Source organism: Magnetospirillum sp. XM-1, assembly GCF_001511835.1.
Classification (GTDB): domain Bacteria; phylum Pseudomonadota; class Alphaproteobacteria; order Rhodospirillales; family Magnetospirillaceae; genus Phaeospirillum.
Genome location: NZ_LN997848.1, coordinates 3,784,214 through 3,802,072 on the forward strand (window position 1 = coordinate 3,784,214; position 17,859 = coordinate 3,802,072).

Consider the following 17,859-nt stretch of genomic DNA (forward strand, 5'->3'; position numbering starts at 1 on the left):
ATGGACGCCGCCGCCACGATGCTGCCGGCCCTGCGAGACGAGCTGTCGCTGCATCCCGGCCCGGCCAGCCTGGACGGATCGCCGACCTGGACCATCCGCGATCCGGTGCGCAATCGCTATTTCCGCATCGGCTGGGCCGCCTTCGAGGCGCTGAGCCGCTGGGGCGGCACCGCCGGCGAGGTGGCCGAATCGGTGCGGACCGAGACCACCATCGACATGAGCGAGGACGAGGTGGTGGATGTCGCCAAATTCCTGTTCGGCAACCAGCTGACCCAGGTGGGCAGCCACGCCGACACACTGCGGCTGTCCGAGCAGGCGGCGGCGGAACAGCATTCGGTGTTCAACTGGCTGCTGCACCATTACCTGTTCTTCCGCATTCCGCTGGTGCGGCCCGACCGGTTTCTGGGAATGATGCTGCCGCTGGTGGCGTGGCTGGGCAGTGTCTGGTTCCGCTGGACCACCATGGGAGCCTTGCTGCTCGGCCTGATGCTGGTGGTGCGGCAATGGGATGTCTTCACCACCACCCTGGTCGATACACTCAGCATCAGCGGCATGATCAGCTACGGCATCGCCTTGTCATTTGTGAAGGTGATCCACGAACTGGCACATGGCCTTACTGCCAAGCGGTTCGGGTGCCGGGTGCCGACAATGGGCCTCGCCTTTTTGGTGATGTGGCCGGTGCTCTATACCGACGTCAACGAGACCTGGACCCTTGCGTCGCGGCGTCAGCGCCTGCTTGTCGGTTCGGCCGGCATACTGGCCGAGCTGGCGGTGGCGGCCTGGGCCACCCTACTCTGGGCCTTCCTGCCCGATGGTGGCATGCGCCAAGCGGTGTTTGTGCTGGCCGCCTTCACTTGGGTGTCGTCCCTGGCGATCAATCTCAGTCCGTTCATGCGCTTCGATGGCTACTTCCTGGCCATGGACGCCCTGGAATTGCCCAACCTGCATCCGCGTTCCTTCGCCATGGCCAAGTGGTGGTTGAGGGAAGCGCTGTTCGATCTGGGCGAGCCACCGCCGGAAGCTATGAACCCAGGCCGCCTGCGGGCCATGGTTGTCTTTGCGATGGCGGTTTGGATCTATCGCCTCGTGCTGTTCCTCGGCATCGCCGCTTTGGTCTATCACTTCTTCATCAAGGCGGTGGGCGTGCTGCTGTTCGCTGTCGAGATCGGCTGGTTCGTGTTCCTGCCCATCTGGAACGAGGTCAAGGAATGGGCCAAGCGCCGCGACGGCATTTTCAAGAACTCCCGATGGAAGCGACCGTTACTGGGAATCGGCCTCGCCTTGGTGGTGGCGATCATTCCCTGGCGCACCCGCATCGAGGCTCCGGCCTCGGTCGCCGCCGAGATCAACGCGCCGCTGTTCCTGCCCGCGCCGGCCCGATTGGAAACGGTGCTGGTCGAGCGCGGCCAGCATGTGGCGGCGGGGACCAAGCTGCTGGTCTTCGTCGCCCCCGATATCGACGCCAGACGCGCCATCACCGCCGCAAGGCTGGCGGGCAAATCCGCCGAGCTGGAGGCGGTCAAGCTCGATCCCTTCGGCCGCGAACGCCTGTCGGCCCTGACCGAGGAGTTGTCGCGGCTCGGCTCCGAGAAGGCGGCCCTGGACGCCGAAGCCGAGCGCCTGACCATTACCGCGCCCCATGCCGGACTCTTCCTCGACCCGCTGCCCGATCTCAAGCCCGGCGCCTGGCTGTCGCCCAAGCAGCAGTTGGGCCTGATTCGCGCCGACGGTCCGACCATCGCCATCGCCTATGTGGCCGAGGATGATCTGGACCGAATCAAGCCGGGCAACGAGGCCCGTTTCATTCCCCACGGCCTAGACCATGCCGGCATGACCGGCACGGTGCTGACCATCGACCGCAATCCGGTCAAGGTCCTGACCGATCCGGCCCTGGCCTCGCTCCATGGCGGCGATATTCCGGTACGAGCGACAGGCCAGACCCTGGTACCCCAGGGCGGCTTCTTCCGCGTCACGATCCGCCTCGACGGTACAGCGCCCGATATGAAGCTGATCGGTCATGTCCGGATCAGCGGCCAGGGCCAAAGCTTGATTGGCCGCGCCGGCCGCTCGGCCCTGGTGGTGCTGGTCCGGGAATGGGGGGCGTAAGCTGTCAAGATGACCAACTCAGATCTGGGAGACCAATGATGCGCAAGTTACTCAATCTGGCCGCCATGGCGGCATTTCTGGCCCTTGCTCCTGTAGCCATGGCGCAGGGGAATGCCCCCATCGACAAGGCTTATGAGGATGGCAAGGCTGCAGAAATTTCATCGGTTAAGTTGCAACTGGCGACCCGTCCCGCGGCAGCAGCCATTCAGGAACTCAACGAGGCCGAGGGCACTTTGCGACGGTTGAAGGAGGCCAAGGCTTCCGATCAGCGTCGCAAGATCGCTGCCGAACTTGAAATGGCGATCACCCGATTGAAAATCGCTGCCGGAGAGCAATGACACACGGCTCCCTTTGATTGGTTCAAAGCTTGTGGCCTAAGCCGAAATGGTGAGAAATAAGACCATTAGCGGGGCAGAGAGCAAGGGAGCAGACATGCTGATGCATCTTGATCGTCCCCATGCGAAGGCTGGTGGATTCTCTGAGATCCTGGCCGATACTGGCCCAGCCTATTTCGCCAATGGCCTGATCGGCTTCATCTTCGCCGCCACCGGGCCCGTGGCCATCATCCTTTCGGCGGGAATGGGAGGCGGCCTGACCCAGGCGGAACTGGCCTCATGGGTGTTCGGGGTCTTCTTCATCAACGGCCTGATCACCATTGTGCTCAGTTGGCGTTACCGCATGCCCCTCGGCTTCGCCTGGACCATTCCCGGCACGGTGCTGGTCGGCCAGGCTCTGCACCATCTCAGCATCGCCGAGGTGGTGGGCGCCTATTACGCGACCAGTCTGGTCATCATGCTGATGGGGGCCACCGGCTGGGTGAAGCGGCTGATGGCTTTGCTGCCCATGCCCATCGTCATGGGGATGGTGGCCGGCGTCTTTCTGCGCTTTGGTCTGGATCTGGTGCGGGCGGTTCATAGCGACGCGTTCATCGGCGTGCCGATGGTCGCCGCCTTCATTCTGTTATCGGCTATTCCCAGTTGGGGGCGGCGTTTTCCCCCGGTGATCGGCGCCTTGGTCGCCGGCGCGCTGGGCATCGCCGTTTCGGGGCGATTCCATCCAGAGACGCTGGGGACCTTCACCATCGCCCATCCAGTGATTCAGGCTCCGGTCTTTTCCGTGGCGGCCTTGGTGGAGTTGGTGGTGCCGCTGGCGATCACCGTGCTGGTCGTACAGAACGGCCAAGGGGTGGCGGTGCTGCGCACCGGAAAGCACGAGCCCCCGGTCAACACCATCGCTTTCATGTCGGGGGTGGGCGCCATGCTGAGCGCCCTGGTCGGCGCGGTCAGCAGCTGCCTGACCGGTCCCACCAACGCCCTGTTGATCTCGTCGGGAGAGTTGCATCGGCACTATACCGCCGCCCTGGCGTTCGGCTTGCTCGGCGTGTTGTTCGGCATCTTTGCGCCTACCTTCACCGGATTGATGCTGGCTACGCCCAAGGAATACATCATGGTGCTGGGAGGTCTTGCCATGCTGAGAGTGCTGCAGGGCTCGTTCATCTCATCCTTCGGTGCCGGTAAGTTCACGTTGGGCGCTCTGATCAGCTTGCTGGTGACAGTCGCCGACATCAGCCTGCTGAATATCGGGGCTGCATTCTGGGGATTGGTGGCGGGATTCGTAGTCTCCTCAATGATGGAGCAGCACGATTTTGCCGAGCTTGCCGCCAAAGCCTGATTGGGCTGCCCTTTCGCGTGGGAGCCGCTTGACGGCCATCTCATGCCTCATATTCAACAACGCCGCAGCTTCATAGATGGTCATTCCATGTGAGGTGGCCAGCTGCGAGAAGAGCTGATCAGACGAATGAAAATCGGTGTCTCGACGGTGATTGTCATGGGCATCGCCATATGCTCGCCTGCCACCCCTCTGCACTCATTCAGGTCGTCGACAGCCCGTGGCTGTCAACCCGCCAGGAAGATGCCGGCCATTCCATAGAGCGCATTCCCGACACGACTACGGAACCGCATGTGCCAGGACCAATGGCTGCGACCGTCGAGGCCGCTTTCGCTCATGCAATGGCCTCAGATGAGGCTGAGATCACAACCGAAAGAATCGAATTCATTGGGGGTTTGGATGATGCGCGTCTTAATCCCAAGCCGAATAGTGAGGACAACCAGATCAATGATCCATGCCAGGAGGCCCCCCTGCCAGACCTAAATGAAACTCTGTTGGATCCTGAAGACTCCCCTGCGCCATAGCCGCCCTCCCAAGCCCGAAGACCGAGCGCGCCCACCGATGCCCTGGTTTGGCCGGAAGGGGAATGCCTGCTTTCGGCGACGCCCGGGGTCAATCAGACCTAGGGCTCCTTTGCATCGCTGCTTTCGGTGAGCTCAATCGAGGCCAGATCTGCCCGGCCCATGGCCGACGGCACCCCCGAGGATATCCCGTTCTGAGGCGCCCCATTTGGGTCCTGGGTCATTCAGAACAGGTTTTGTGTCACTCTGCCTAGGATTGCCCGGTAACAGGTCTGGGCGGTGGTGTGCCTGTTTCCGTGGCTCAGGCGACCACGTCGGCGAGCATTCCCTCCGCTTTTGGTGCAGGGATGGCCTCGGTGGGGGCCCCTGCCTTAGGCAGGGGTATGTCGCAGATTCCTGCGAGGATCCCTTTCAATGCAGCCAGTTTCGCTGCGTCGATGTCGCCTGCGGCCATGGCTTTGATGATCTCGATAGGTTTCCTGTCGTCCCGGTCGTTGCCGGGCTTTGTGGTGCCCAGGAAGTCTTCGAGGTCGAGGTCGAACTTGTGGATGCCGATCGTATGGCTCCCTTGAAGCGAATGGATGAGGTCGTTAATGGCCTGGTGCTCGTTCTGATCGGCGTCGCCGTCCAGCAGTACTCCATGGGGAATACCGAAAGCCTCAAGGAGAAGCAGGTAACGGGGGAAGTTGTATTTGCCGAGGGCCTCCAGGACAAACAGACCCGCCTCCCTTAGGTCGGACCAGTCGTTCTCCAGAAGGTAGTTGAGTAGGGCCTTCTCTGAGGCTCCCTCGCAGATGAGTACGCGCCCCGCGAAGAACGCCGCGGCACGCTCGCCGTCGAGCCAAAGCTGGAACCGGAACTTGTCCTCCTGGACCGCCACCTCCTCGGCCGGGAATGCGGCCACGAGCTTGCGGGCCTTCTTCTTCTTTGTCTCGTCGATGGTTCCGTCGTTCACGAATGCATCTAAGGTGTCCCGTAGCTTCTTCGCCCCGGTGAGAATTTCTTCCAAGCCGGTCTCCGCCGGCTGAAAGACTTTGCTCACGCCGCCCTCCCGGACAAGCCTTACGATTTGCTTCAAGTCGTTCGCTGCCTTGCCGACGAAGATCGGCGAGTGGGTTGTGACCAGAACCTGCTGTTCGCCATCGGCGCCCAGCCGCCGAAGGCTGTGGGACATGGTCTCCTGCTGGTTGGGGTGCAGGAACGCCTCGGGCTCCTCGAAGAGGACGAGGGTAAAGTCAGGGTCGAACTCCTTCTTTTCGGATTTTTTGCCGTCCTGGAAGCGCGGGGCAAGCTTGATGAGTTCGTAGATCACCGACCGCTGGAAGCCATGGCCAAAGCGGTCGATGGGAAGGTTCGCGTCGAACGTTGAGTCCCTGAAGGCGTGTTCGATCTGGTTCTTCACAATGTCTTCCGGCGAGACGGGCTTCACGTCCATCACCATGCTCACACCCCACTTCTCAAGGGCAGTGTTCATGGGGTCGCACAGCTGCGTGAGAAATCCGGTCTTGCCCTTGGCCTCTTCGTTCAGGAGGGCGAACGCTTTGCCGAGCTCGGCGTACCCCTTGCTGCTCTCGACCACCCTCTTGAGCAGGAAGGAGATGACGCTCCTGAATGGCGAGGGGCCGGACACCTTAAAGGTCTCACCCGGTGTGCTGAGGGCGGGGACGTAGATCACGCTTCCGAGCTTCGCCTGGCTGATGTTCTTGGCGCCGAAGAACAGAGTGTCTTCGAGTGTCCCGTCTGGCAGATGGGCGTAGATGTTGCTCTGTTTGGCCTTGACCCGATTGGGCTCCTTTTCAGAATTCAGTATCTTCCGGACCTTCAACACCTGAGGTCCTGCTTGGTATTTCGCTGGAAGCGAGGCGTATTCATCGGCGGTCAGGACGTATTCGACCTCGATCCACGCTTCCTCGTCGGCGCCTGGTATTTTCGGCATGTCACCGGACGTCCATGCAAGATCGTCGTAGAAAACCCGCAGGGCATTTACGACCGTCGACTTGCCGGAATTGTTGGCGCCGACCAGCATGGTGTAGTCGTAGAGATCGAAGGCCGCATCTTGGACCGAGCGGAAATTTCTTATTTTGACCCGACGGACCTTCATCTGACCTACCCCTACGGTGGAATTAATTTATGGCGAGTATGCCAAAAGACGGAAAAACTGCCTACGAAGAACGGGCATGTCATGGTGGGCGCACGGCTTCGGGCCGCTTGCTGCGAGACAGGTTCGGAATGAGTGGTCGGCAGACACTGCGAAGGTCGGCTCCCGGACAAGCAGTTCACGCAACCGACTAAAAGACCTAGATCCACGCGCGCTCACGGGCTTAACATCAAGCTACAATCCCGACGGGAAAGATGAATAGGCTTGAGTAGAAACTTCTCCCCCCTCAACGGAGCAGACTTCGAAGATCTCGCGCGCGATCTGATCGGTGAGGAACTCGGTGTTCGTTTCGAGGCGTTCTGTGCCGGGCCGGACGGTGGGATCGATGGACGGCACGCCCCAGCCGCTGCCAAGGGGGCGATTGTTCTCCAGTCCAAGCACATGGAACGTTCGACCTTCGCCGCGCTTAAGACCGTGATGCGAAAAGAGCGCGCATCGATCGATAAACTTGGGCCTTCGCGCTATGTGCTGGCCACCTCACGGCCGCTGACCCCTGCGAATAAGGCGTCGCTCGCCAGTGAAATCGGTCCGGCCCTTATGTCGGAAAGCGATATCTTCGGCCCTGACGATCTAGAGGCGCTGCTTCGCAAATTTCCGAGCATCGAAAAGGCTCATATCAAGCTTTGGCTGTCCAGTGCCGCCATTCTCGACCGGGTGGTACGATCCGCATCGCACGCCTACGTCGCCATCACGAAAGAAGAGATCGAGGCGAAGCTAAAGGTCTATGTCCAAAACCCCAGCTTCGCGGAGGCGTCCGAGAGGCTGGAAAAACACCATCTCCTTATCATCTCCGGACCGCCCGGCGTAGGCAAAACCACGCTAGGTGAAATGATCGCCTATGCCTATCTCGGCCAAGACTGGGAGCTCGTACCCATCCGTAGCCTTGAAGACGGCTTTGCCGCCATTATCGACACCAAGAAGCAGGTGTTTCTTTTCGACGATTTTCTTGGAAAGATCGCCCTCGACAAGCAGGCGCTCGCCTCAAAAGATTCGGACCTCACGCGCTTCATGAACCGGGTGCGCAGGTCGCCTAACGCCCGATTCATTCTGACGACACGAGCCTACATTTTCGAAGACGCAAGGCGGCTGTCTGAGAACCTCGCCGACCACCGCCTCGACGTTACCAAGTACGTGCTGGACGTGGGCGTCTATGCGCGACGTATCCGGGCGCGAATTCTCTACAATCATCTCGTCGTCGCAGGCACGCCGATCGCGCATGTGCAGGCGCTCATCCGCAGCGGGAAAATTCCCGAGATCGTCGACCACAGGAACTACAATCCGCGTATCATCGAATGGATGACCGACGCCATTCACATCCAGGATGTCGAGCCAAACGACTATGCGAACGCCTTCCTGACCACGCTCAAGAATCCTTCGCGGTTGTGGGACAATGCGTTTCGAACCCACATCGATGATAAGTGTCGTCACCTTCTTTTCGCGATGTTCTTCTGCTCTGAGTACGGCGTGAAGCGCGATACGCTCCGGCAAGCCTATGATCCGCTCCACACGGCGTTGTGCGCACGCTACGGCGTTGCGCACGACCCCAAAGATTTTGAGGAGGCAATACGGACGCTGGAAGGCGGTTTCATAAATATCAGCGATAGGTCGATCAGATACATAAATCCTTCAGTCCGCGACTATATGGCGGAGTACTTGAGCGACTACGTACTGCTGGGAGAGATTGCCCGCGCTTCGCAGAAAGCTGATTACGCGAAAGCGGTCTGGGAGTTTGGGAGCAAAGACAGTTCCAACGCCTCAGCTCGGCGAGAATTGGCGCTTGCATTCCAGTCCTTGGCCGAAACTTTCCCGACCATCAGGATGTGGGGCACAAATTCGGGGAAGCCCAACTCATTCATCCTGTCGGATTTAGGGATCATCGATCGGCTCAAGCTGCTTCTGGCTTGGTGGTCGGCCAGCGACGAAACCCAGTTCGCGGTTCTCGCGGTCAAACTGGCGGCAAGCCCTCCGGGCGGATTTAACGCATGGCGGGACGGAGCGGAGATGATTGAACTCCTGCGCGAGCTGCCCGCCCCAGACTACTTCGAAGGGTTTCCCTTTGTCGAGGAAATGATTGGGCACCTAGAGGCCGGTCTCATCGGCTTGCTCAACGGTTACATAGGAACGGACGACCTGCAGACAATCTCCGACGTGATTGAGGAGCATCGAACAATCGTCTCTCCGAACATTATAGCAGCCATGGACCGGGCCATCGTCCGCGAAATTGAGGAAATATCTGACCGCGTTGCGGAGTTGGATTCAGAGTCCACGCTAAACGACCACATGGGCTATCTGGGCGTTCTTGGTCCCCGAGCAGGGGTCCCGGAATCTGTCATCGCACGGGCCGAAAAGATCGTAAAAGAGCGGATCGAGGCCATAGAGGAAGAAATCACAACCGCTGACGCACCCGAAATCGGTCGCAGAAAGCAGGAGAACGAACCCTTCGACGACACCGCAATCCAAAACCTTTTCGCGCCCCTTCTATCCCAATAGTATTTGAACGGCTTCAATGGGCGGGGAGTCCCGATGGGGCCAATTGCAGACAGGCGACTCTCGACCCGACAACTTGCCCCGGTTGCCGTGAAGGCTGCCAGCTATCCGCCGCATCCCTTCTGATCTTCTAATTGTCCAGGTATGAGGTCCGCTCTTGAGAGCGGGCGCAGTGCATTGGAGCGTCCGCCATGGGCGCAAAGCGGTCGGAGCCGTGTGTGCGACGCCGGCTTGGAGGTAAAGCTATTTTCGCCCATCCGAACAATTGCAGTGCAGAAAAGCACATGCCATCAACTTGATGAACTAGCCCAACAAAATTCAAATCGTCATACTGATTAGGTTGAGACAGCATGTGAATTTCATCATGACAACCCAGACCTATTTCTCTCACTTTTTGTCCGGCCCGACATTTTCAAGCCATCAGATGGCAGTCCGGTTCACCGAGAACCCCGCCGCCAGCTTTGGAATCGGCACTGCCATTGGGGCCGTGGTCCAGTTGCCCCGCGCAACGTCGGCGGCATCCACATATATGACCGTGCGCCAGGCCGCTGACGAAATTCAGGTCCAGCGTAAGACCGTGTATGAATGGATCAAGGCAGGCCTCGTGCGGGCTGGCATCCTGCCGGGCGGAACCGAATACCGAATTCATCGTCGCGACTGGCTCATCTTTCTCGATGGTCTTTTCACCCCGGGCATTCGGCCACAGACTAGGCATTCGCCGAAGCCTCCTTGTGCCACCATCGAGGAGCATCATGGCGCCTCCCCTCGCCTGCACCTTAAGACCGATTTCTTCACCCTGGGCGCCGAGGGACGCAGGGCCGGAAAGAGCCTTTAGCGCATTTCAGGACAAACTTTGTCCTGAAATCTGTCCTGAAATCTGATTCATGCTACAATGGCGCCTTCACATCATGATGGAGGTCCGCCATGGGGCGAGCATCGAAGCCACCGCGGCTCGTACTAAGGGGAGCCAGCTGGTACATCGTCGACGAAGGCCAGAAGATCGCCTGCGGCACCCGCGACGAAGGCGAGGCTCGGCGCGCCCTGGCGCAATACGAAGCCGGCAAGGCAACAGCAAGCCATCGCGCAAAGGCTGGCGTTCCATCGGCGAACGCAGATGTGCTGATCAAACACATCCTTGAGGGATATGAGGTCAGCCGCCTTAATGATCTGAAGAAGAAGAAAAATCGCTCGGTTTATGGCGAGACCAGGATCGCCCTGCTGAGACAGGGGGTTGACGAAGCCGAAGCACATACTCAGGCCGACTTCGCCTCCAAGCGAGCGGAAGCCGACGTCAGCACTATCGGCAATGATCGCTTCGTCATGAAGCATTTGAAGGAATATTTTGGCCCATTGCGGCCCGGGCACATCAGCCAATCGGTGGTCGAGGAATACGCCATCCGCCGCCGGGACGCTGGCATCTCCCGGCGATCCACCGGCCAAGTTATCCGCAGAATTGCTGACGCAACAATTGAAAAAGAATTGGTAATCCTGCGCGCTGCCTTACGCTGGGCCGAAAAAGATGACCGCATCCGTTGGCTTGGAGGTGTCGAAGCCCCGGCCTTCACCATGCCTGTGTCTGGCGCCCGGGCCCGGATCCGGTGGTTGACCAAGACCGAAGCAGCCAAGCTGATCGCCAGTTGCCACCTGCCCCATATCCGGTTGTTTTTCCGTATTGCTCTGGCGACTGGCGCCAGGAAGGAAGCAATTGAACAACTGCGCTGGGATCAGGTCGATTTCGATCGAAACCTCATCGATTTCGGCCAAGTTGCGACTGACAACAACAAGAAGCGCCCGCTGATCCAAATGACGTCGGAAATCCGCAGGGAGCTTTGGAATGCTCGGCAGGTGGCTTGCTCCAACCATGTCATTGAATTTCGCGGCCGCTGCGCAGGTAACGTGAAAAAGTCCGTACGAGTCGCCATCGAGAAGGCTGGCCTGAAGAGCGTCGACCCGAGCGAAGATGTGGTTGGTCACATCATGAAGCATACCTTCGTCTCCTGGATGGTCCAGAGCGGCAAGGCGTTCGAGGATATCGCTCTGATCCTTAATACCTCTGCCGCAACGCTGAGGCGCACTTATGCCCATGCCGACCTGACTGCGGCGGCCGACGTCGCCGATGCGGTGGCCTTGGACGAGCATATTCAGCGGATCGACTGGCAGCCCACGACAGCCCTCCTCCTGGCCAAGGATGCGGCCGCCTGACATCACCATTGTCCGGAAATCAAGGAATACCCGAGCAATCGAATCGAGACAATTGTCCCGAAACCAGGTAAACACACGGCTCTAAACGGCACTCTGCGGTCATTGCAAAAAAACGTAAGGGATTGAAGTTACAATCTATCGCCGCCTTCACACGGGAGGGGTCGCAAGTTCAATCCTTGCATCGCCCACCATCTACCTCTTATTTTTCAATCAATTAGATCGATGCACATTATGAAAACCGGACAATTTTTGTCCGGAAATTCCTGTTGCATCAGCCGGGTCGTCGGCTTCCCAGCGGACGGGCTCATAACTATTGAAATGCGCTCGACAAGAGACTGAGAAAGCCTAATCAGAAACCTTGGTTTCCGCATTTGGCTCCGGAGAAGGCTGAGAGAACCTCACCCCGACTCCTCCATCAGCGTCATTCATCAAGAAATGAATACCCGCGGCCTCAAGGGCTCGCTGCAGATCTAGCGCCGTTCGCGGCTGGGCTGCTCTAGCCCCTGATTCGAAGCCAGCGATCGATCGCTTACTAACATGTGATCGCTCTGCCAACTCGTCTTGGGACCAACCGAGAAGAGCCCTTCCAGCGCGGCATTGTTCCGGCGAAATCCACATTTGCAGATCCACAAAAAACAGCATTGACACCATTGGCGCAAAATGGCACTATTGATGCCACAAGACATTAGCGCTGACGGAGTATGACGATGTTTACATCCAATTTCCACCCCCCGATTCCACCAGAACCCTGGCTCAGCCGTCGCCCGGACCTTTGGCTGCCGGACATTCTGCATAAAACTGCCACAGGCGGCATCCGGGCTGGGTGTGATGCCCAGTTGCTTTCCATGTGCCTCACAGCAGGGCTGATCCGGTTCGCTCCTTTCGCCATTCCGTGCCCTGTTGGCATCGATGAGGCCGAACTACCCGCCGTGCGCCGACAGGAAGGCCCCCTTCACCGTCGCCTACGCCTCCTCGGCTTGTCGCTGGCCGCAGCTATCGATCCGCTTTCAATGATCATCGAAGAACACCGCGCACCAATTCGCGATTCCCACACGTTCGTTGACGTCTATGCCGAAAGTCGGTTCGGCCGATTGGCAATCGAACTGGGCGCGCGGGACGGACGCGACATCCCGCCTTTGTTGCGGTGCGTCGTGGACCATGTGCTGGTCCTGCCATTTTCTGGCTGGAGCGGCGGCACTTTTCTTGGTGGACACTTTTTCCGCCCTGACTCCCGACCATTGGCTAGGCCCTCATTCGAGGCCATGACCGATGCTTTCGAACACCAGACCACCACAATTACCCAAACCCACTAATCAAGGAACCTACACTATGTTTATCCCTGCTGACCGCCCCGTCTCCGCCGATATTCTCCTGTCGGCGATCGACAATCTGCCTCTGCCATCACCGATCAAGTTCGGCATTTTCGGCCTCTCTCAAAACGCTGTTGGTAGGCTGCGCGCCGACAGTGGCGTGGAGGGCCTCGCACATTTAGTTACCCCGCCACGGGCCATTTTGGCTCGCTTCCTCGCGACCGATCAGGATCTTGTTCTGCCGCTCGCCTTTCCCACTGTCAGCGAATTTGTCGATCACCTTGACGCCGTTCTGCCCGCTCCGCCGGATCTTCGCACCATTGCCTTGACCCTGGGCCGCGAGGAATCGGCAGCGTCTCGCTGGTCCAGGGGGGAGAACCTTTCTGCCTATCCGGCCATCAGGACGATGATGGCCCTGGTCTCGATTGACCCAACGAAGACAAAGCATCGCTGGGAGTTGCTGAGCCGGATGGCGAACCGAGAAGCACGACTGCGTGGCATTGAATCCCTGGATAATGCCGGTTCATGGGGCGCCAAGATCCAGCCCTGGCTGCCCAGCAATATGTCCAACGGAGGTACCGCCAGGGTCACGATTAGCGGCGGGCCGGTCAATACTCACGCCTGATCCCTGCCTGAATATTAGCGAAAATTATTTGCACACAATAGGAAAGATAAAAATGAAAAAGATGCGCCCCAGTGCCAACAAGATCGAGCAAAGTCACCCTGGTCGTGACGATGAGAGTTTTACGCTATCTGACTTCCCTCCTGAGGAAGAACCGCAACTTCCCCGCGACCCAGGCGAAGTTGCAGCCCGGCATATGCTGGATGCGGCTCTTGCCGCAGCCCCGGATGTCATCGATCTTGCCTGTCGGAATGGGGTGACTATCGTCGTCACGGTTCCAGCCCCATGGGCAAGTCGAGTCGCCAAGGCTTGGGCAGACCGATTTTATGACGGCCAACAAATGATCAACGGCGACACTGCCACTGCCGCGCATATTGGGCGCTACGATTTCCCCCCTGTCCCACACGTCGCGTTTATTCGTGATGGGGAGACTACGGCCCCGCGGCGCGATGAAGCGTCGGCGGTCATCGCAACAACCATGGTTTTTGGCGGCACTGTTGTCGGTTTCGCAGCAGTTCCTGCCGAGCATCTTCCGGCTGCGCTGCTGGAATCCGTGGATGGAAAGATCACCGTTCCACCACTCGATGGCGGCCTGCTTGGCACTATCATCACGGACCTCACCGTCACGAAGCCATCTCAAGCCGTCCCGAACGCAATCGCCGGTAAGATTGGGCCCGTGGACCTCCGGCTGGTGGCACGTCCTGATCAAAACGCCGATGGTATGATTCGCCGACTGATCACCATGATTAACGGCCGTCAGAAGTTGCCCACGCTGACATTGGACTCGATGGGAGGAATGGTGGAGGCCGTTGCGTGGGGAAAGGCGCTGGCCAAGGATCTGGCCGACTATCGTAATGGAAAGCTTGAATGGTCCGATGTCGATCGTGGCGTTCTGCTCTCAGGCGCACCCGGCACGGGAAAAACGACATTTGCTCAGGCGCTGGCTGGCACTTGCGGGGTGCCGCTGGTGGCATCGTCCCTGGGTGAATGGCAGTCAGCGGGGCATCTAGGCGACCTTCTAAAAGCCATGAGGAAGACTTTTACTCAAGCTCGCGCTCTGTCACCAAGTATTTTGCTTGTTGACGAGATTGATGGATTCGGCAGCCGCACTCAATTCAAGAGCGATTATAAGGATTATTCAATTCAGGTCGTCAATGCGTTTCTGGAACTTCTTGATGGAACCTCGGCACGGGACGGCGTCGTCGTCGTTGGGGCAACCAATAATCCAGATCGGATCGATCCGGCGATCACTCGCGCAGGTCGCTTAGACCGCCACATCCGAATTGGCCTGCCGGATCAAGCCGCACTCTTACAAATTCTTCGACATCATCTTGGTCGCGAGCTCATCAATGACGACCTTGTTCCAGCCGCCATGTTGGCACTTGGCGGATCGGGGGCCGATATTGCGAAGTGGGTCCGAGGCGCGAGGCGAAGGGGTCGCCAGGACAACCGTCCGATGCACCTCGAAGACTTGATTGCTGAAATTCGGGGCAGCGCCCAGACCGTCAGCACCGAAATTCGTCGTCGCTGCGCGGTTCATGAAGCAGGGCACGCCCTCGCAATCGCCCTTCATCGGCCAGAAGCGGTCATGCATGTCAGCATTCGTCAGACTGAGGCGACGGGAGGCGGCGTGATCAGCCATCGGCCGGAAATGGAACTGGCAACCAGCGCAGACATCGACCAGTTGCTGATAACGACCCTCGCTGGGCGAGCTGCCGAAGAGCTTGTGCTTGGGCAGGTGTCGAGCGGGTCCGGCGGTGGACCCAACAGTGACTTGGCCCGCGCGACAATGCTTGCGACTACAGCTATTACAGCCCTGGGTCTTGGAGGGCAGTCAGTTCCAATCTGGTCGGGCCTTCCGACACCGGAAAGCCTTGACCTCTTGCTGATTAGGCGTCCCGACATCTCACTCCATGTTGAAGATCGCATCAAGCGGGCTTATGCCGCCGCTATGGACCTGCTCACGGCAAACCGGACCACCCTCGAATTGATTGTCGAGCGCCTGCTGGATATCGAGACTATGTCGGGAGAAGAACTGGCCACCATCATGCCGCCCCCGCTACACGGACACCGTTCGGCATGATGAGGCACTGATCCAATCGGCGGGGACGATTGCTGGTGGCCAATCTGAACGATTGCCGCTCCCAGCACTCCCGTCCAGAGCACCGATGACGTGGAATGGAGAGAAGTCTTTGGGTGACAAAATAGTGCCCCTCAGACGCAGGTTGCGGAACAATTTTACACGCCCTGGCTCTGGTAACGCGTTACCGCTCATCGCCGACCTGCTTCAGTGAGCGCGCATCATGGTAACGCGTTACATCCGTCACTGCGGGCCAAAGCATTTGAGGTGGAGCTGATTTAAGCGCAGCCCGAGGGCTGTGCGTCACATGCTTCCGGTGGTGTTCGGTGTCACCAAGATGACGACCGCTCTGCGAGATCGCCTTAGACGTATGTCGCCCATGTTTCACTATCATGCGATCGGAAGCCTACATTGGGGGCCGATCACGCTCCGACACCGGCCATTTACAGCTGACACCACTATGGGGAGCAACATAAGAAAACCAGAACAGCGCACGCGGCGGACCTCGGTTTGACCTCCCAAAAGTCTCACCAACATTCTAATATTAACTCACTTCGCCTGGCGCCGTCGTGCGTGCAGTACCGGCTCGGTATAGCCGTTAGGCTGGGAGCGGCCCTTGAACACCAGATCGCAGGCGGCCAGGAAGGCGACGGAGGTGTCGAAATTGGTTGCCATGGGGCGATAGGCGGGATCACCGGCATTCTGGCTATCAACCACAGCGGCCATGCGCCTCATGGTCGCCATCACCTGGGCCTCGGTGCAGATGCCGTGATGCAGCCAATTGGCCAGATGCTGGCTAGAAATACGGAGTGTCGCGCGGTCTTCCATCAGGCCGACATTGTTGATGTCGGGAACCTTGGAGCAGCCGACTCCTTGATCGATCCAGCGCACAACATAGCCAAGAATGCCCTGGGCGTTGTTGTCCAACTCGGCCTGGATTTCCGTCTCGGAAAGATTGCGACCGTCCAGCAGCGGCACGGTGAGGATGTGATCGAGACTGGCGCGGTTACGCCCGCTCAGTTCCTGCTGACGATCGGCGACATCCACCTCGTGATAATGCATAGCGTGCAGGGTGGCGGCGGTGGGCGACGGCACCCAGGCGCAGTTGGCTCCGGCCCTGGGATGGGCGATCTTGGCCTCGACCATCTGGCGCATCTCGTCGGGCTTGGGCCACATGCCCTTGCCGATCTGTGCGCGGCCCTTCAATCCACACTCTAGGCCGATATCCACGTTCCAGTCCTCGTAGGCGGCGATCCACGGCTGCTTCTTGATCTCCTCCTTAGGTAGGAAGGGGCCGGCCTCCATGCTGGTGTGAATCTCATCGCCGGTGCGGTCAAGGAAACCAGTGTTGATGAAGACGATGCGATCCTTCACCGAGCGAATGCATTCCTTGAGATTGACGGTTGTGCGGCGCTCCTCGTCCATGACGCCAACTTTCATGGTATTGCGCGCCAGACCGAGCACATCCTCGACGCGGGCGAACAGTTCGTCGGTCAGCTTGGCCTCCTCGGGACCGTGCATCTTGGGCTTGACGATGTAGATGCTGGCGGTACGGCTGTTGCGAATGCGACCCAGGGCCTTGAAATCGTGAATAGCCGCCAAGGTGGTGACCATAGCATCCAAGAAGCCTTCAGGGCATTCGCGACCATCCTTATCCAAGACCGCGTCGGTGGTCATCAGATGGCCGACATTGCGCACCAGCAGAAGCGATCGGCCGTGGAGGACCAATTGGGAACCATCGGGCGCAGTGAAGCGACGGTCAGGAGCCATGGCCCGAGCCAGGGTCTTGCCGCCCTTGACGAACCGCTCCGACAGGTCGCCCTTCATCAGGCCCAACCAATTGCGGTAGGCCACTACCTTGTCGGCGGCATCGACGGCGGCAATGGAATCCTCCAAATCCTGGATGGTGGTCAACGCTGCCTCCAGCACCACATCCTTAACCCCGGATGCAACGCTGGAGCCAATTTGATGGCTGCGGTCGATCTGGATTTCCAGATGCAGGCCGTTATGGCGCAGCAGCACCGACGAGGGCTGCTCGCCGCCGATAAAGCCGACGAACTGGCGCGGATCCGCCAGCGATGTATCGCCGCCAAGCGCATCGCGCTGCGCATGGCGGTGCTGGCCCAGGTCCATGTGATCTCGCATCAGTTCGCCAGCGCGGCCAAGCAGTTCGAGCGGGCCGATAAACTGTGGGGGATCGAGAGCCGTCTGGCCGAAGCCTCTGGCAATCAGCAGCGCGGCGGCACCCAGAACGAGATCGAGCGCATCAGCACCGAGACCTCGGCCATCGCCGCCGAACTGCGTCGCTTCCAGACCTATGCTCAGATGCAATCGGCCTATGGCAAGCTGCAATCCACCCTCGGCGCCGATCCGGTGCCCGAAAGGGTGGCATCGCAGTCGCTGGACGGTCTGTCGGGCGCCATCGTGCTGGCCATGCCGCCGGTGGTGAAAGCCGATGCCGTGCCGGTAGCGGCGCCTGCCGTGATCGAGACGGTGACGCCCGATACCCCCGCGCCCAAGCCCGAGCATCAGGACGCCATGGCCTGGCTGGGGACGTTCATCTCCAACGGCCTCGCCAAGCCGGCCGAGGCCGCGCCGGTTGCCGCTCCCGAGCCAGAACGCAAGGACTCGCTGGGTGACGGTCTGGCGTGGCTGGGTGGCAAGATCAGCCGCCTTGCCGATCGGGTCAGCGAATAAGCGCGAAT

At 59.4% G+C, this 17,859-nt stretch carries 13 protein-coding genes; 10 read left to right on the forward strand and 3 right to left on the reverse strand.

The genetic code is table 11. The features are described from left to right. The 3 genes from XM1_RS17415 to XM1_RS17425 all read left to right on the forward strand — a co-directional run bounded on the left by XM1_RS17415 (window position 1) and on the right by XM1_RS17425 (window position 3,777). Window positions 1-2,106 carry a site-2 protease family protein gene (locus tag XM1_RS17415; RefSeq protein ID WP_068435714.1) on the forward strand — a complete coding sequence of 702 codons (2,106 nt, stop codon included), beginning with the start codon at window positions 1-3 and terminating at the stop codon, window positions 2,104-2,106. Window positions 2,107-2,144: 38 nt separating this feature from the next. Next, window positions 2,145-2,444, forward strand: a complete 300-nt coding sequence (locus tag XM1_RS17420) for a hypothetical protein (RefSeq protein ID WP_156428772.1) — start codon at window positions 2,145-2,147, stop codon at window positions 2,442-2,444. 94 nt (window positions 2,445-2,538) lie between these two features. After that, window positions 2,539-3,777 carry a benzoate/H(+) symporter BenE family transporter gene (locus XM1_RS17425; RefSeq protein ID WP_068435718.1) on the forward strand — a complete coding sequence of 413 codons (1,239 nt, stop codon included), beginning with the start codon at window positions 2,539-2,541 and terminating at the stop codon, window positions 3,775-3,777. An 819-nt stretch (window positions 3,778-4,596) separates the two neighbouring features. Here XM1_RS17425 and XM1_RS17430 read toward each other — a convergent pair. Continuing rightward, window positions 4,597-6,396 (reverse strand): ATP-dependent endonuclease, encoded by a 1,800-nt coding sequence (locus XM1_RS17430; RefSeq protein ID WP_068435720.1) that lies wholly within the window; start codon window positions 6,394-6,396, stop codon window positions 4,597-4,599. A 261-nt stretch (window positions 6,397-6,657) separates the two neighbouring features. Here XM1_RS17430 and XM1_RS17435 point away from each other — a divergent pair, with 261 nt between their 5' ends. The 3 genes from XM1_RS17435 (at window position 6,658) to XM1_RS17445 (ending at window position 11,142) form a co-directional block, all read left to right on the forward strand. Next, window positions 6,658-8,943, forward strand: a complete 2,286-nt coding sequence (locus XM1_RS17435; protein ID WP_068435722.1) for an ATP-binding protein — start codon at window positions 6,658-6,660, stop codon at window positions 8,941-8,943. 349 nt (window positions 8,944-9,292) lie between these two features. Then, on the forward strand, window positions 9,293-9,775 hold the full coding sequence (locus XM1_RS17440; protein WP_068435724.1) for a helix-turn-helix domain-containing protein: 483 nt from the start codon (window positions 9,293-9,295) through the stop codon (window positions 9,773-9,775). Window positions 9,776-9,864: 89 nt separating this feature from the next. Next, window positions 9,865-11,142, forward strand: coding sequence for a site-specific integrase (locus XM1_RS17445; protein WP_068435726.1), 1,278 nt, complete (start codon window positions 9,865-9,867; stop codon window positions 11,140-11,142). Between the two features lie 345 nt (window positions 11,143-11,487). On the opposite strand, the gene XM1_RS23560 is transcribed toward XM1_RS17445, so the two are convergent. Next, complete coding sequence (locus tag XM1_RS23560) at window positions 11,488-11,793, reverse strand: helix-turn-helix domain-containing protein (protein ID WP_369816008.1); 306 nt, start codon at window positions 11,791-11,793, stop codon at window positions 11,488-11,490. Between the two features lie 56 nt (window positions 11,794-11,849). Between XM1_RS23560 and XM1_RS17450 the strand changes: the two genes are divergently transcribed. From XM1_RS17450 to XM1_RS17460, 3 genes are read left to right on the forward strand one after another with little or no spacing between them, the layout of a single operon-like run. Then, on the forward strand, window positions 11,850-12,455 hold the full coding sequence (locus XM1_RS17450) for a hypothetical protein (protein ID WP_068435728.1): 606 nt from the start codon (window positions 11,850-11,852) through the stop codon (window positions 12,453-12,455). Beyond that, the gene (locus XM1_RS17455; RefSeq protein WP_156428773.1) at window positions 12,412-13,077 is read left to right on the forward strand and encodes a hypothetical protein; all 666 of its coding nucleotides are present in this window, start codon (window positions 12,412-12,414) and stop codon (window positions 13,075-13,077) included. Before XM1_RS17450 ends, XM1_RS17455 begins: the two co-directional genes overlap by 44 nt. Window positions 13,078-13,129: 52 nt before the next feature. Then, window positions 13,130-15,157 carry an AAA family ATPase gene (locus XM1_RS17460; RefSeq protein ID WP_068435731.1) on the forward strand — a complete coding sequence of 676 codons (2,028 nt, stop codon included), beginning with the start codon at window positions 13,130-13,132 and terminating at the stop codon, window positions 15,155-15,157. A gap of 546 nt (window positions 15,158-15,703) precedes the next feature. Here the strand turns inward: XM1_RS17460 and XM1_RS17465 are convergent. Continuing rightward, a complete protein-coding gene (locus XM1_RS17465) occupies window positions 15,704-17,287 on the reverse strand; it encodes a malate synthase G (protein WP_369816009.1) in 1,584 nt (527 codons plus the stop codon). Between XM1_RS17465 and XM1_RS25050 the strand changes: the two genes are divergently transcribed. After that, window positions 17,264-17,851 carry a hypothetical protein gene (locus XM1_RS25050; protein ID WP_231920568.1) on the forward strand — a complete coding sequence of 196 codons (588 nt, stop codon included), beginning with the start codon at window positions 17,264-17,266 and terminating at the stop codon, window positions 17,849-17,851. The two genes, XM1_RS17465 and XM1_RS25050, sit on opposite strands and share 24 nt — an antisense overlap. The last annotated feature ends 8 nt before the right edge of the window (window positions 17,852-17,859 follow it).

Excerpts from the sequence above, each read along its gene's own strand:
- XM1_RS17415 (WP_068435714.1), top strand. The coding sequence starts at position 1 with ATGGACGCCGCCGCCACGATGCTGCCGGCCCTGCGAGACGAGCTGTCG.
- XM1_RS17420 (WP_156428772.1), top strand. The coding sequence starts at position 2,145 with ATGCGCAAGTTACTCAATCTGGCCGCCATGGCGGCATTTCTGGCCCTT.
- XM1_RS17425 (WP_068435718.1), top strand. The coding sequence starts at position 2,539 with ATGCTGATGCATCTTGATCGTCCCCATGCGAAGGCTGGTGGATTCTCT.
- XM1_RS17430 (WP_068435720.1), bottom strand. The coding sequence starts at position 6,396 with ATGAAGGTCCGTCGGGTCAAAATAAGAAATTTCCGCTCGGTCCAAGAT.
- XM1_RS17445 (WP_068435726.1), top strand. The coding sequence starts at position 9,865 with ATGGGGCGAGCATCGAAGCCACCGCGGCTCGTACTAAGGGGAGCCAGC.
- XM1_RS23560 (WP_369816008.1), bottom strand. The coding sequence starts at position 11,793 with ATGGTGTCAATGCTGTTTTTTGTGGATCTGCAAATGTGGATTTCGCCG.
- XM1_RS17450 (WP_068435728.1), top strand. The coding sequence starts at position 11,850 with ATGTTTACATCCAATTTCCACCCCCCGATTCCACCAGAACCCTGGCTC.
- XM1_RS17455 (WP_156428773.1), top strand. The coding sequence starts at position 12,412 with ATGCTTTCGAACACCAGACCACCACAATTACCCAAACCCACTAATCAA.
- XM1_RS17460 (WP_068435731.1), top strand. The coding sequence starts at position 13,130 with ATGAAAAAGATGCGCCCCAGTGCCAACAAGATCGAGCAAAGTCACCCT.
- XM1_RS25050 (WP_231920568.1), top strand. The coding sequence starts at position 17,264 with ATGGCGGTGCTGGCCCAGGTCCATGTGATCTCGCATCAGTTCGCCAGC.
- XM1_RS17465 (WP_369816009.1), bottom strand. The coding sequence starts at position 17,287 with ATGGACCTGGGCCAGCACCGCCATGCGCAGCGCGATGCGCTTGGCGGC.